The 13399-nt window shown below is 68.9% G+C and carries 14 protein-coding genes, 1 rRNA gene and 1 pseudogene; 13 read left to right on the top strand and 3 right to left on the bottom strand.

Going from position 1 to position 13399, the window contains the following annotated elements; genetic code table 11:
- From rrf to AB0A63_RS39270, 3 genes are all read left to right on the top strand, one after another.
- Positions 1 to 82, top strand: a 5S ribosomal RNA gene (gene rrf, locus AB0A63_RS39280); the annotation flags it as partial.
- Positions 83 to 188: 106 nt separating this feature from the next.
- A complete protein-coding gene (locus AB0A63_RS39275; protein ID WP_360401459.1) occupies positions 189 to 1016 on the top strand; it encodes a GNAT family N-acetyltransferase in 828 nt (275 codons plus the stop codon).
- Positions 1004 to 1819 (top strand): GNAT family N-acetyltransferase, encoded by an 816-nt coding sequence (locus tag AB0A63_RS39270; RefSeq protein ID WP_360401456.1) that lies wholly within the window; start codon positions 1004 to 1006, stop codon positions 1817 to 1819. Before AB0A63_RS39275 ends, AB0A63_RS39270 begins: the two co-directional genes overlap by 13 nt.
- On the opposite strand, the gene AB0A63_RS39265 is transcribed toward AB0A63_RS39270, so the two are convergent.
- Positions 1816 to 2265 (bottom strand): Lrp/AsnC family transcriptional regulator, encoded by a 450-nt coding sequence (locus tag AB0A63_RS39265; RefSeq protein ID WP_360401453.1) that lies wholly within the window; start codon positions 2263 to 2265, stop codon positions 1816 to 1818. The genes AB0A63_RS39270 and AB0A63_RS39265 overlap by 4 nt on opposite strands.
- An 80-nt stretch (positions 2266 to 2345) precedes the next feature.
- Between AB0A63_RS39265 and AB0A63_RS39260 the strand changes: the two genes are divergently transcribed.
- From AB0A63_RS39260 to AB0A63_RS39235, 6 genes are all read left to right on the top strand, one after another.
- Entirely contained in the window at positions 2346 to 2777 is a 432-nt protein-coding gene (locus tag AB0A63_RS39260; RefSeq protein WP_360401450.1) for a rhodanese-like domain-containing protein, read from the top strand.
- A gap of 25 nt (positions 2778 to 2802) precedes the next feature.
- Positions 2803 to 3558 (top strand): type 1 glutamine amidotransferase, encoded by a 756-nt coding sequence (locus AB0A63_RS39255; RefSeq protein WP_360401447.1) that lies wholly within the window; start codon positions 2803 to 2805, stop codon positions 3556 to 3558.
- Between the two features lie 86 nt (positions 3559 to 3644).
- Positions 3645 to 4778 carry an inorganic phosphate transporter gene (locus AB0A63_RS39250; protein WP_360401444.1) on the top strand — a complete coding sequence of 378 codons (1134 nt, stop codon included), beginning with the start codon at positions 3645 to 3647 and terminating at the stop codon, positions 4776 to 4778.
- Complete coding sequence (locus tag AB0A63_RS39245) at positions 4775 to 4960, top strand: hypothetical protein (protein ID WP_360401441.1); 186 nt, start codon at positions 4775 to 4777, stop codon at positions 4958 to 4960. The genes AB0A63_RS39250 and AB0A63_RS39245 overlap by 4 nt, the downstream gene beginning before the upstream one ends.
- Before the next feature lie 32 nt (positions 4961 to 4992).
- Complete coding sequence (locus AB0A63_RS39240; protein WP_360401438.1) at positions 4993 to 7887, top strand: bifunctional [glutamine synthetase] adenylyltransferase/[glutamine synthetase]-adenylyl-L-tyrosine phosphorylase; 2895 nt, start codon at positions 4993 to 4995, stop codon at positions 7885 to 7887.
- Entirely contained in the window at positions 7884 to 8816 is a 933-nt protein-coding gene (locus tag AB0A63_RS39235; RefSeq protein ID WP_360401435.1) for an NADP-dependent oxidoreductase, read from the top strand. The genes AB0A63_RS39240 and AB0A63_RS39235 overlap by 4 nt, the downstream gene beginning before the upstream one ends.
- 67 nt (positions 8817 to 8883) lie before the next feature.
- Here the strand turns inward: AB0A63_RS39235 and AB0A63_RS39230 are convergent, their stop codons facing one another.
- Positions 8884 to 9117: a hypothetical protein gene (locus AB0A63_RS39230; RefSeq protein ID WP_360401432.1), complete on the bottom strand. Its 234-nt coding sequence runs from the start codon at positions 9115 to 9117 to the stop codon at positions 8884 to 8886.
- Positions 9118 to 9255: 138 nt separating this feature from the next.
- On the opposite strand from AB0A63_RS39230, the gene AB0A63_RS39225 reads away from it, so the two are divergent.
- From AB0A63_RS39225 to AB0A63_RS39215, 3 genes are all read left to right on the top strand, one after another.
- On the top strand, positions 9256 to 9795 hold the full coding sequence (locus tag AB0A63_RS39225) for a hypothetical protein (RefSeq protein WP_360401429.1): 540 nt from the start codon (positions 9256 to 9258) through the stop codon (positions 9793 to 9795).
- A 50-nt stretch (positions 9796 to 9845) separates the two neighbouring features.
- The gene (locus tag AB0A63_RS39220; protein ID WP_360401426.1) at positions 9846 to 10370 is read left to right on the top strand and encodes an NADAR family protein; all 525 of its coding nucleotides are present in this window, start codon (positions 9846 to 9848) and stop codon (positions 10368 to 10370) included.
- 72 nt (positions 10371 to 10442) lie between these two features.
- Positions 10443 to 10691: a hypothetical protein gene (locus AB0A63_RS39215; RefSeq protein WP_360401423.1), complete on the top strand. Its 249-nt coding sequence runs from the start codon at positions 10443 to 10445 to the stop codon at positions 10689 to 10691.
- A 301-nt stretch (positions 10692 to 10992) separates the two neighbouring features.
- On the opposite strand, the gene AB0A63_RS39210 is transcribed toward AB0A63_RS39215, so the two are convergent.
- Complete coding sequence (locus AB0A63_RS39210; protein ID WP_360401420.1) at positions 10993 to 11718, bottom strand: hypothetical protein; 726 nt, start codon at positions 11716 to 11718, stop codon at positions 10993 to 10995.
- A 668-nt stretch (positions 11719 to 12386) separates the two neighbouring features.
- On the opposite strand from AB0A63_RS39210, the pseudogene AB0A63_RS39205 reads away from it, so the two are divergent.
- Positions 12387 to 13367: pseudogene (locus AB0A63_RS39205) on the top strand (replication initiator); the annotation flags it as partial.
- Between the last annotated feature and the right edge of the window lie 32 nt (positions 13368 to 13399).

The raw sequence follows: 13399 nt of genomic DNA, 5'->3' as shown, positions 1-13399 counted from the left end.
CATTCCGAACCCGGTAGTTAAGCCCTTCTGCGCCGATGGTACTGCACTGGTTACGGTGTGGGAGAGTAGGTCGCCGCCGAACTTACGTACAGAAGACCCCTGCGGGTCGAGCACCTCGAGTGCTCCCCGCAGGGGTCTTCTGCCATGTCCGCATCTTTTTCGGTTGCGGCCCCTGGTCTCATGGAGCCATGGACGCGGTCGTGCACCCAGACCAGGCGTCGTTCGACGCCATCGCGCACGATCGGCTCGCAGCCGATCCGGTGCGGAACACCGTCGCTCTCACCTCACTCCACTGGGCCCGCCGGCACCCCGACCCGAACCGGCCGCCGACCCTGATCACCTTCCACGACCGCGGCGAGCTCGTCGGCTCCGTCATCCGCACCCCGCCGTGGGTGGTGCAGACCGCGGACCTGCCGCTCGAAGCGCTGGAGCTCGCGGTCGACCGGCTGCGGGAGGTCGACCCGGACCTCCCCGGCGTCACCGGGCCCAGCGAGAAGTCCGAGGCGTTCGCCACAGCGTGGGGACGACCGTTCCGCGTCACCATGTCCACCCGGCTCTACCGCTTGGGCACCCTGGCTCCGCCCGCGGTCGCGGGTTCCGGGCGGATGGCGACCGAGGACGACGTGCCGCTCCTCGCGGCCTGGCGGGAAGCCTTCGCCAGGGAGGCGTCACCGAACGCGCCCGTGCAGCCGGCCGAGGAGATCATGCGGAGCTCACTGCGGCTCGGCAACGGTCACGCCGTCTGGGAGGCCGGCGGCACACCCGTCGCGTGGGCGGCGGCGAGCGCCCCGATCGCCGGCATGACCCGCGTCGCACCCGTCTACACGCCACCCGGACACCGCCGCCACGGCTACGGCGCTGCCGTGACCGCCATGATCACGCAGTGGGCGACCGATCGGGGTGCGACCGCGGTCGTCCTCTTCGCCGACCTCGCCAACCCGACGTCGAACTCGATCTACCAGCGGATCGGCTACGCGCCGGTCGAGGACTGGACGGAGCACACGTGGAAGCGTTGAGCCACCAGGACATCACCGGTTTCGTGGCCACGGCCGGCGCCTTCCTCGAAGCCGACCCCGTGAACCACAGCGTGCACCTCACCGCCGTTGACGCCGCCCTCCGCGGCCACCGCCGTGCCGCCACGCTCCTCTCCCTGCACGAGAACGGAACGGTGGTCGGCGCGGTGACCAGGATGGCCGGTCGCCCGCTGCACGTCGCCGCGATGCCGCCGGCCGCCGCCCCCGCGGTGGTGGCCGCGGTGCGCGAGCACGACCCGGAGGTCAGCCAGGTCACCGGCCCCCGGGACCGGGTCGACGCGTTCCGCGCGCTGTGGCGTCCCGGCGGTCGTGAGGTCTACGTCCTGCGGCTCTACCGGCTGGGCGAGCTCGTCGAACCGGACGTCCCCGGTGCGCCCCGTCTCGCCACCGCCGCGGACGACGACCTCGTCACCGGCTGGTGGACCGACTTCGTCGAGGAGCTCGACGGGCTGCCCCGCGAGGTGGCCGCGCAACGGGCGCTGGACAGCCGGTGGATGTCCGCGGGCCACGTGCTGTGGCTCGTCGACGGTGTCCCGGTGTCCTGGGCGGCGAGCACCACCCCGGTCGGTGGCGTGTCACGCGTCGGACCGGTCTTCACCCCGCGCGAGCACCGCAGGCACGGCTACGCGGCCGCCGCCACCGCCGCGATCAGCCGGTGGGCACGGCAAGAGGGCGCCGACCACGTGGTGCTGACCGCGGACGTGCAGGACCCGACGGCGAACTCCGTTTACCGGGGCATCGGCTTCCGGCACATCTCCGACTGGTCCGAGCACAGCTGGGACTAGTCGAACAGCGCCGACTCCACGGGCCGGTTGCGCACGTGGGAAGAGAACACCAGCGACGTGGTCGTGTCGCCGTAGCGCTGCATGACCTCGACGAGCCCCTCCAGCTCGATCATCGAGCGGCACACCACGCGCAGCAGCCAGCAGTCGTCACCGGTCACGTGGTTGGCGTCGCGGACCTGCGGCAGCGCCAGCACGTGCGAGCGGAACCGCGGCGTGTCGAGCGACCGCACCCGCACCCGCACGATCGACTCGATCGGCAGTCCCAGCCGCGCCGGCGACACGACCGCCGTGTACCCGGTGATCACCCCGAGCGCCTCCAGCCGGCGCACCCGTTCGGTCACCGCGGGCGCGGACAGCGACACCTCACGGGCCAGCGCGGTGAACGACATCCGCCCGTCCTGCTGCAACAACGCGAGGATCTTCCAGTCCAGGGCGTCGAGTTCCACCTGGAAATCATAGGCACAACGCCCGCAACGCCTGGACTTCCGCATGTCCACCGGTAGCGCTGACCAGCAGGATCACCACCATGACCAACGCACTGCGCTTCCCCGCCGCCGACCCGCAGGCCGCCGCCGCGTTCTTCGCCGCCGAGCTCGCGTTCGAGGCCGACCCCGACGACGTGCACCGCGACCTGGTGGACGGCACCGCACACGGGTTCGTGCTCGTCGAGACCCGCGCCCCGGAGGCGTTCGCGCGCAAGCGCATCCCCGGCGCCATCAACCTGCCCCACCGGGACCTGCCCGAGCAGCTCGACCTCGACCCCGGCCTGGTCTACGTCTGCTACTGCGAGAGCTTCCAGTGCAACGCCGCCACCAAGGGCGCGCTCGCCCTCGCCCGGCGCGGCTACCGGGTCAAGCGGCTCTCCGGCGGCATCACCGCGTGGGAGCAGGCGGGATACCCGGTCGAGGGAGACGGTCAGGTCGCGGCAGGTGTTTCGAAGGTCGCGTGTCATTGCTGAGCCCAGCCGACATAGGCTCACCGGTGTGACGTCTCCGCGTTTGCTCGTGCTGCAGCCCTCGAAGTCCGACCCGCTGGCCAAGCTGGGCGACTGGCTCCTGGCCGACGGCGTCGAGCTCGACCTGGTCATGCTGCCGGAGACGCCGGCACCGGCGAACCTCGACGGCTACCAGGGCGTGATCTGCCTCGGCGGTGAGATGGGCGCACTGGACGACCTCGACCACCCGTGGCTCGCTGACGTGCGGAAACTGCTGTCGAGCGCCGTCGCGAAGCGGCTGCCGACCCTCGCCATCTGCCTGGGGGCGCAGCTGCTCGCGGCGGCCACCGGCGGGCAGGTGCGCAAGGGCCCGAAAGGGCCGGAGGTCGGGGTCCTGCTGGTGGCCAAGCGGGACGTGGCGGCGAACGACCCGCTGTTCGCGGACCTGCCGTTCACCCCGGACGTGCTGCAGTTCCACAACGACGAGGTGCACCTGCTGCCGCCCGGCGCGGAACTGCTCGCGGCGTCCCCGAAATACCCGAACCAAGCCTTTCGGGTCGGAACGAGTGCCTATGGCCTGCAGTTCCACATCGAGACGACTCCGGAAATCGTCTTGAACTGGGCGGCCAAAGACCCTGAATCCGCGGCGTGTGCACGATCACACCACTTCGACCCCGAGTTTCTCGCCGAGGCGCACCGCGACTTCGAGGAGGTCTGGCACCCGTTCGTGCGCAGATTCGCCATGTTGGTGCGGGGAGAACTGTCGCCCGTGGGCGGTTTGAGGACACAACTTCCGTTGGTGTGACGTTACTTTCGTAGGTTTTAAGACTTCCTCCGTTGGCGGTACCGTAACCTCCTGGACAGCTTGTTCGATCCAGCCGGAGGATCATTGTGGATCCCGCTCTTGTAGTGATCATCGTCGTTGTCACTGCTCTCATCTTCGACTTCACCAACGGGTTCCACGACACGGCCAACGCCATGGCCACCTCCATCGCCACGGGTGCGCTGAAGCCCCGCACGGCGGTCGCGTTGTCGGCGGTGCTCAACCTCGTCGGCGCTTTTCTGTCCGTTGAGGTCGCCAAGACCATCTCCGGTGGCATCGTCGACGACGCCAAGATCACGCCCGCCATCATCTTCGGCGGGCTGGTCGGCGCGATCATGTGGAACCTCGTCACCTGGTACGTCGGCCTGCCGTCGAGCTCGTCGCACGCGTTGTTCGGCGGACTGATCGGCGCGGCCTGGGTCTCCTCCGGCGTGGACGCCATCCACTTCGCCAAGGTCGTCGACAAGGTGCTGGTCCCCGCGATCGTCGCGCCGCTGGTCGCGGGTCTCGTCGCGGCCATCGCCACGATCGTCGTCTACCGGCTCAAGAAGGCGGCGGACCCGCGCGTCTCGCACACCGGCTTCAAGGTCGGGCAGGTCGCCTCGGCGTCACTGGTGTCCCTCGCGCACGGCACGAACGACGCCCAGAAGACGATGGGCATCATCACGCTGGCGCTGATCACGTCCGGCTCGCTCGCCCCCGGCTCGGCCCCTCCCACCTGGGTCATCATCAGCGCCGGTGTCGCGATCGCACTCGGCACTTACCTCGGCGGCTGGCGCATCACCCACACCCTGGGCCGCGGCCTGACCACCATCGAGCCCGCGCAGGGCTTCGCGGCGCAGACGTCGACCGCGACCGCGATCCTCGCGTCGTCGCACCTCGGGTTCGCGCTGTCCACCACGCACGTCGCGTCCGGCGGCATCATGGGCTCCGGTCTCGGCCGCGACCGCCGCGGCGTCAAGTGGGGCACCATGGGCAAGATGGCCGGTGGCTGGCTGCTCACGCTGCCCGCCGCGGGCATCGTCGGCGCCATCGCTGGCAAGTGGGCCTCCAGCGGCACCGCGGGTGTCATCGGCGTCGCCGTGATCGGTGGCGCGGTGTCGATCGGCATCTGGGTGCTGTCGCGGCGTGAGCCGGTCAAGCCCGAGCACATCGTCGACGAGGTCGCCGCGCAGGCCGAGCTGCACAAGGTGGCGGCATGACCGTCAACTGGGTCGCGCTGCTGCAGGTCTTCGGTGCCACGCTGCTGGTCACCGTGCTCGTGGTGACGTTGTTCGTCGTGGGCATCCGGGCGTTGTCGGGCAACCGCAAGGCCGGTGCGTACGCGAGCTTCGCCGGTTGTGTCGCCGTGGTGCTCTACGGGCTCTCCCTGATCGTGTTCTAGTTCCAGCCGCGCGACGACTAGGTTGGTTCGTGATGAGCGAACCAGGTCGCGCCGCCTCACCAGCCAGATTCGGGCTCACCGAGCCGCGCAGCGAGGAAGTGCTGCGCGGCCTCGGCCTGTACGCCGACCGCCGTCCCGCGGACGGTGCCGAACCGGTGCTCGCCGCGCTCTCCCGCTGCCCCGACCCCGACCTCGCGCTGCGCGGCCTGGAACGGCTGCGGGAGGTCGCCGACTGGGCCCCGCTGTCGGAGGCGCTGCACACCGACGTCGTCGTGCGCGGCCGGCTGCTCGCGGTGCTCGGCTCCTCGACGGCCCTGTCGGACTTCCTCGTCGTGAACCCGGACCGGTGGCGCTCGCTCACCGGGCCGGTGGACGTGACGTTGCCCGCCGAGGGCGTCCTGCGCACCGAGTACCGGGCGAAGCTGCTGCTCATCGCGGCCAACGACGTGGCGCACGTGGTCGAACCGGACCTGCCGTACGTGCCGTACGACACCGTTGCCGAGCAGCTGTCCGACCTCGCGGTGTCGGCGCTGCGGCGGTCCCTGGAGCTGGCCGGGGAGAAGGTGAGCGGCGTCGAGAAGTGCCGGCTCGCGGTGATCGCGATGGGCAAGTGCGGTGCGAACGAGCTGAACTACGTCAGCGACGTCGACGTGGTGTTCGTCGCCGAGGGCGACCTCGGCGTGGCGACCCGGCTGGCCAGCACGATGATGCAGATCGCGGGCCACTCGTGCTTCGAGGTCGACGCGGCGCTGCGCCCGGAGGGCAAGGCGGGCGCGCTGGTCCGCACCCTCGACGGGCACGCCTCCTACTACAGGAAGTGGGCGCGGACCTGGGAGTTCCAGGCGCTGCTGAAGGCGCGCCCGGTCGCGGGTGACGCCGAGCTCGGCCAGTCCTACCTGGACGTCGTGCGCCCGTACGTGTGGACGGCGGCCGAGCGGGAGAACTTCGTCGAGGACGTGCAGGCCATGCGCCGCCGCGTCGAGGACCACGTCCCGACCGGGCTCGCCGAACGGGAGCTGAAGCTCGGCCGCGGCGGGCTGCGCGACGTCGAGTTCGCCGTGCAGCTGCTGCAGCTCGTGCACGGGCGCTCGGACGAGGAGCTGCGGATCCAGGCGACGACCGCCGCGCTGGCCGCGCTCGGCAAGGGCGGGTACGTCGGGCGCAACGACGCCGCGGACTTCGGCCGCTCATACCGTTTCCTGCGCACCCTGGAGCACCGGCTGCAGCTGCAACGGCTGCTGCGCACCCACCTCTTCCCCGCCGACGACGACACGGCGGCGTTGCGCTGGCTCGCCCGGTCCATCGGGCTGGCCGCCGACGGGCAGCGCTCGGAGGGCCAGGTGCTGCTCGCGGAGTTCCGCAGGCACGCGAACCAGGTCCGGCGGCTGCACGAGAAGCTGTTCTACCGTCCGCTGCTGCAGGCCGTGGCGGGCGTGCCGACCGAGGCGCTGCGGCTCACCACGAAGGAGGCGGTGGCCCGGCTCGCCGCGCTCGGCTACACCTCACCCGACGGCGCGTTGCGGCACATCCAGGCGCTGACCCACGGCATGTCCCGGCGGGCGCGCATCCAGGGCGCTCTGCTGCCCGTGCTGCTCGACCTGTTCGCCGGCACACCCGACCCGGACGGCGGGCTGCTCGCCTACCGCAAGGTGTCCGAGGCGCTCGCGGAGACACCCTGGTACCTGCGGCTGCTGCGGGACGAGGGTGCCGTCGTCGAACGGCTCGCGGTGCTGCTCGGCACGTCCCGGCTGGTGCCGGACCTGCTGGTGCGCGCACCGGAGGTGCTGCGACTGCTCGCCGACACCGAGGCGCTGGTCGGACGCGACCCGCTGACCGTCGGCAACCCGCTGCGCAGCGCCGTGTCGCGGCACCCCGAGCTGGCGCGGGCGGTGGCGGCCGCGCGGTCGTTGCGGCGCCACGAGCTGCTGCGCATCGCCGCGGCCGACCTGCTGGGCCTGATGCCGCTGGAGACGGTGTGCGTGTCGCTGTCCGAGGTGTGGGTGGCGGTGCTGCAGAGCGCGCTCGACGCGGCCGTGCGGTCCGCCGGTGAACCGCTCGCGGCGCTGGCCGTGATCGGCATGGGCCGGCTCGGCGGCCGGGAGCTCGGGTACGGCTCGGACGCGGACGTGCTGTTCGTGTGCCGGCCGTTCGAGGGCGTGACCGACGCCGAGGCCGCGAAGTGGGCCAGCGGCGTCGTCGAGAACATCCGGCGGCTGCTCGGCGCCTCCTCGCAGGACCCGCCGCTGCAGGTGGACGCCGACCTGCGGCCGGAGGGGCGGCAGGGGCCGCTCGTGCGGACGTTCGACTCCTACCGCGCCTACTACGGCAAGTGGGCGGAGATCTGGGAGAAGCAGGCGCTGCTGCGGGCCCGGTTCATCGCGGGCGACACCGCGCTGGGAGCGGAGTTCGAGGCGTTGATCGAACCGCTGCGGTACCCGGCCGACGGGCTCGACGCGGCATCGGTGCGGGAGGTCCGGCGCATCAAGGCGCGGGTCGACGCCGAACGGCTGCCGCGCGGCGCCGACCCCAGCACCCACACCAAGCTCGGCCGCGGCGGGCTCGCCGACGTCGAGTGGACCGTGCAGCTGTTGCAGCTGCAGCACTCCGGTGCCGTGCCCGGCCTGCGCACACCGTCCACGATGGCGGCGATGGCGGCCGCGGTGGAGGCGGGACTGCTGACCCAGGACGACGCGACCGAGCTGACCACGGCGTGGAACCTCGCGACGCGCGCCCGCAACGCCGTGACGCTGGTGCGCGGCAAGGCCTCCGACCAGCTGCCGACCTCGGGCCGCGACCTGGTCGCCGTCGCCTCCGTCATGGGGTACCCGCCCGGCGGTGACCCCGGCGAGTTCCTGGAGGAGTACCGCCGCACCACCCGCCGTGCCCGTGCGGTGGCGGAGCGTGTCTTCTACGGTGAGGGACTGTGAAGGCGATTGCGCTCACCGAGTTCGGTGACCCCGAGGTCATGACGTGGCAGGACCTGCCCGATCCGCTGCTCGGCCCCGACCAGGTGCTGGTGGAGGTCAAAGCGGCGGGGGTGAACCAGGTGGACTCCAAGATCCGCGCCGGGTACCTGCGGGGGCTGATGCCGCACCACACGCCGTTGATCCCCGGCTGGGACGTGGCCGGTGTGGTGCGCGCCGTCGGGATCGGGGTGCGGGACTGGCAGCCCGGCGACGAGGTCCTCGCCTACGCCCGCAAGGACCACGTGCAGTTCGGTGCCTACGCCGAGCTGATCTCGCTGCCGGACCGCGTGGTCGCGCGCAAGCCATCCACTGTGGACTTCGTGACGGCGGCCGCGTTGCCGCTGGCCGGGCTGACGGCGTTGCAGTCGCTCAAGGCCGTCGGCGTCGGCGAGGGAGATGTCGTGCTGGTGCACGCGGCCGCGGGCGGTGTCGGCCACCTGCAGGTGCAGCTCGCCCGTGAGCTGGGTGCCGCGCGGGTGCTCGGCACGGCGTCACCGCGCAACCACGACTTCGTGCGGTCACTGGGCGCTGAACCGGTCGCGTACGGAGACGCGCTGGTCGACGCGGTGGCCGAGCTCGTAGGCGGTGACGGCAAGGTCGACGCGGTGCTCGACAACGTCGGCGGGGTGGCGTTCGACCAGTCGTTGCGGCTGGTGCGCGACCGGGCGCGGATGACGTCCATTGTGGATGGGCCGCGGGCACTGGAACACGGTGTGACGAACACGTGGGCGCGGCCGAACGCGGAACAGACGCAGTGGCTGGTCGACCTGGTCGCCGCCGGCGCGCTGGAGGTCGAGGTGCAGCGGACGTTCCCGCTGGCGGAAGCGGTTGCGGCACACCGGTTGCTGGACGGCGGCCACGTGCGCGGCAAGGTCGTGCTGACGGTCTAGCCCGGCGGTGCGGGCAGGAGAACGAGGTGTGGGGGCACGCCGGGGCGGCGTGCCCCCTTCGTGCTGCTCAGTCCTCGTCCTCGTCGGGGTCGACTGCGGGAGCGTTGCTGTAGACCTCGACCACCCACTCCTCCTCCAGCGACTCGCCGTCTTCGGCGTCGGGCACGAGGCGGTTGTAGACCCGGACACCGAGATCGAGCACGTCAGCGGCCTGGACCGCTTCGATCGCCTCGGCGGCGGAGTCGACGATTTGCGTGGTGAGCAGCTGCGGGGCCGTGAACTCGGCGACATCTTCAGACACGCGCGGACCCTAGCGCATTGACGTTTCACCCGATCGAGATGAGACTGGCTGCGCTCAGTGGGGGAGCTGTGCCTTGTCGCGGGGGTTTGAACAGAGGAAGTCATGCAGCATCGCAGGGTCACGCGCCGAGGTAAGACGGTGATCGCCATCGGGTCGGTCGCTGCCGTCGTGCTCGCACTGCTCGGAGTGATCCAGTTCATGCTGAGCGGCGAGAACTCCGCGGCGCACCCCAACGTCACGACCACGACGACCATCGCGGACGACCTCTCCACCCCGGACGCCGCACTGGACACCACCGAGCCGTCCGCCGACGTCAAGGTCACCACCGGCTCGTTCAAACAGCAGCGCGGCATGCTCACGATCGAGGTCACCCGAGTAGAGGCCGCGAACGGCCGCATCAAACTCTTCGTGACAGCGACGAACGCCTCCCAGGCCCGCATGACCCTCCCCGTCGACGGCATCGCCGTGCTCGACGACCTGAAGCGCACCTACACCGCCGCGAGCAGCAAGTGGGAAGGCCCCGTCACCCAGGGCAGCTCCACCTCGGGCACCGTCGTCCTCGACGAGAAGCTCGGCGCCGGCGTGAACTCGCTCACGCTGACGTTCTCGTCGATCTCCGGCCAGTTCGCCCCGACCGGCGCCGCCGTCTCCGTCGCCGGTATCCCGCTCCCGAAGTGATTGCCGAAAACCCCGGCGACCCGGACCGTTGACCGGGCTACCGTGGCCGCGTGAAGTACCTGTTCTTCTGGGGCCACCAGCCCGAACGCGACGGCACGATCGGCCGCGGCTGCCTCTCCCAGTGGTGGCCGTGCTCGTTCGTCGTTGACGGGCAACGCTTTGCGTCCGCCGAGCACTACATGATGTGGCGCAAAGCGTTGCTGTTCGGGGACTCCGGTGTCGCCACCCGAGTCCTCCAGGCCGCTTCCCCCGCCGAGGCCAAGGCCCTGGGCCGTGTCGTCACCGGTTTCTCCGACGACGAGTGGGTCGCGACCCGGATGGAGATCGTCGTCACCGGCAACCTGGCGAAGTTCTCCCAGGACCCCGCCCTGTCCGCGTACCTGCTGGGCACCGGCACCCGCGTGCTGGTCGAGGCCAGCCCGCTGGACCGCGTGTGGGGCATCGGCCTGGCCGCGGACGACCCGCGCGCGGCGGACCCGTCGTCGTGGCGGGGGCTGAACCTGCTCGGCGAGGCCCTGATGGAGGTGCGCACCCAGCTCGCCGTCCTCTCCGGACAGTCTTCAAGGCCGAGCTGAACCCGTGACCCGTCACGGCCCGTTCGTTCTCATGCAGCCGCAGAACGCAGCCGCGGACGAACGGGAGAGACCATGTTCAGCTACTCAGGACCGGCCCGGCTCGTCTACCCGGACGGCAGCACGACCGAGCTGGACCGGGTGGACGTGATCGAGGCGGTGACCGGGGGCGTCTGGGCCCTGTCCGGCGCCGCCACGTCCGCCGAGGCGCTCAGCGCCGGCGAGGCCCGCATCCGGCTGCCGACCGGCGGGGAGGCCGACGTCGTGGTGACCGACGTCCGTGACGGGGTGAACGGGTCCAGTGCGACGTTGCTCGGGGCGTGAACGGGACGAGGGCCGGATGACTGTTCCCAGTCACCCGGCCCTCGTCGTGAACCACTGGCTCACAGCGCCGATCACACGTCGCAGGTTTATCGATCGTGGTCGGCTAGCTGCGATTCGCCCTACTGCACCTAGTTTGACCTGCTGGTTTGTTCTCGATGTTTGCCGTCGTTGATCGACGCTGATCTACGTCTGACGGCCTGGCGACGGCCTGATCATGGTTGGAGATGGCATCGGTCATGTGGGGGTGGCTTGCGCATGCGCGACTGGGTATGCCGGTGTGGCAACACGACGTGTACCCAACTCAGGAAATTCTGTTTACTAGTATTCCTAGAAAAATTGTCATGAGTAGCGTACCGACGAAGATCCATCGACGAGTTTTGGATGCGGTCTGCCCTAGGTCGATTACTTCAACCTTCGGAAAAAGTGAAAGAAAATTTTTCCTGATAAAGAAGGTGCAGACGATAACGGTCATTGAAGCGACATTGGGTAGGATCGCGTAAATCCATGGATTCCAGCCCTTTGGGAGGAATGGTTCAGTGACAAGGCTTGTGGTCTTTCCTGCGGTCGCGGATATAGCCAGAAAAGCTAGAAGTTGCCATCCAAGCTTGTGGATCCAACTCCAGTTCTGATTGCGCCGATCGAGTAGTTCGCTCAGGATCGCTGTCGCTTTGTTGGCCCAGCCGTGATCGCTTGCTGTCACGGTAACCACGGCTGCTGCGGCGTATCGTTCGGTCCAGTTCAGTTCTATGCGCAGCGCCTCCTTGTCGTGGAGGCTAAAACCGTAGTTCCCCTCGAATGTCAGCTTCGTTGCTGTTCTACGGTCGAACTCGGCAAGAACGCTCTCTAGGTCTCCTGTTACAGAGTCATCTCCATTTTCGAGCTTTACTTCGAAATGAAGTCGATCGACGAATCTTTCTACGTCTCGGAGTTCGTATGGCGATTCTTTGTTTGCGTTCTTTCTTGCCGATGAAACAAGAACCTCTTTGCGCTCTGCAAAGAGGTTCTTCGCAGCTTCGCCAAGCTTCATGAGGTCATCTGTAGTTCCGACCCAAGTTCCCCATTTTCGTTCGCGCGAGAAAACTCTTTCGGTCATTTCAAGGGTGCTTTCTGATTGTTATCCGGCGCTACTGAATGACGGTCGGTCACCTTCGGGTCGCGATGGAGCCGATGATGCCCCGGCGTTTGTTGTACGGGACTGTACTGAGCCGGTTGCGGCGGAGCGTGGCCGGAACAGTCAGGACACCTCCGGTGGCAAGACAGCGAAGCTGTTGCGGCAGTCGATCGCCCTGCCCGGCTCGATCAGCTCGACCACGGCGCGATCGTCCCGACCGATGCTCGTTGGCAGCTCATGATGTTGATTTCGCTGTCGGCGGCGTGCTGCAACGCCACCAGGGAACCGTGCCGCCGTGGCCGGCGGGCGGAGCGAAGCGGGAGCCCGACGTGCCCGGATGGATGTGGGTCTCGCCGGTAGGCGACTGGCCCGCCGCGCGCCGCCGACGGCGGCGCCTTGATCCCATAGAGCTGAATTCAGCAGTACATCCTGATCGATGACGTCGCTGGTGCTGCGCGGCTAGAGCACGGACTGGACGAGAGACAAGAGCTCGTTGGCGATGCCCGGTGCTGCGGCGATCGTATGTGTGGAAGCCATTGTGTGGTCAACGCCTGAGCTGTCCAAGACGAATGCCCCTGCCTCGCACCGGAGAGGTGCGCATCGTCGCGGTGCGGTGCAACTCCACGCAAGCGAGCAAGTGCCAGGTTTGTGCGGAACGCAACCGCAAGGCCCGCATGGCGCAGTGCCGTGAAGGCTGGCACCTCGAACAGGAGCCGGTGGCCGAACGGGAAGCGCCTTCGGCTGACCAGGTCGAGTTGGTCACCTACCGGTCCGACCTGACGGCGGAGTACCGGAAGGCAGCGGCGGAAGGTGCGTTGGACCAGGTCGATGACCTGCGTGAAGCCATCCGGGAAGCGGACGCGGACCTGCGCGGGGAGGGTGTCCGCAGCAACCTTCCATCGGTCGATCTACCTGCGAAAACAGCTCCGATTCGGTCCACTCGCCGACGTCAGGACGCGCCCAACCTTCCTCGGCGCAAGGTAAACAAGCGAACGGTGGGCAGAGAGTTCGCGGGCAAGTACCGGCCGTCCACCTTCGTCACGCTCACGCTCGACACCTACGGCAAGGTGCGTGAGAACGGCTCCCCGGTCGATCCGTCGACGTACGACTACCGTCGTGCTGCTCGGGACGCGGTGCACTTCGCGTCTCTGGTCGACCGGTGGTGGCAGAACCTGCGGCGGGTCGTTGGGTTCGACGCCCAGTACTTCGGCACGGTCGAGCCTCAGAAGCGGATCACGCCTCACGCACACTTCGCGGTGCGGGGCTCGATTCCGCATCGGGTCATCCGCGAAGTTACGGCGGCTACCTACCTCCAGGTGTGGTGGCCCAACCACGACGAGATCAAGTACAGCGGCGACCAGATGCCCGTGTGGGACTTGCAGTTGATGGGGTTCGTGGACCCGGACACGCGCGTACAGCTCACGCCGTGGGCTGAGGCCGTTGCTGACCTCGACGTCCCGGCACACGTGGCTGAGTTCGGCGCACAGGTCTACTCCAAGGGGATCCTCGGCGGTACCGAGGAAGCGGGACGCCACATCGGCTACCTGACGAAGTACCTGGTGAAGTACCTCTGGCCAGCAGCCTGGGGGAGTCGATC

Origin of the sequence: Lentzea sp. NPDC042327 (genome assembly GCF_040647275.1) — a bacterium.
In the GTDB taxonomy this organism is placed as follows: domain Bacteria; phylum Actinomycetota; class Actinomycetes; order Mycobacteriales; family Pseudonocardiaceae; genus Lentzea.
The sequence above is the reverse complement of the archived record's forward strand: the minus strand, read 5'-3'. Positions and strand labels throughout refer to the sequence as shown.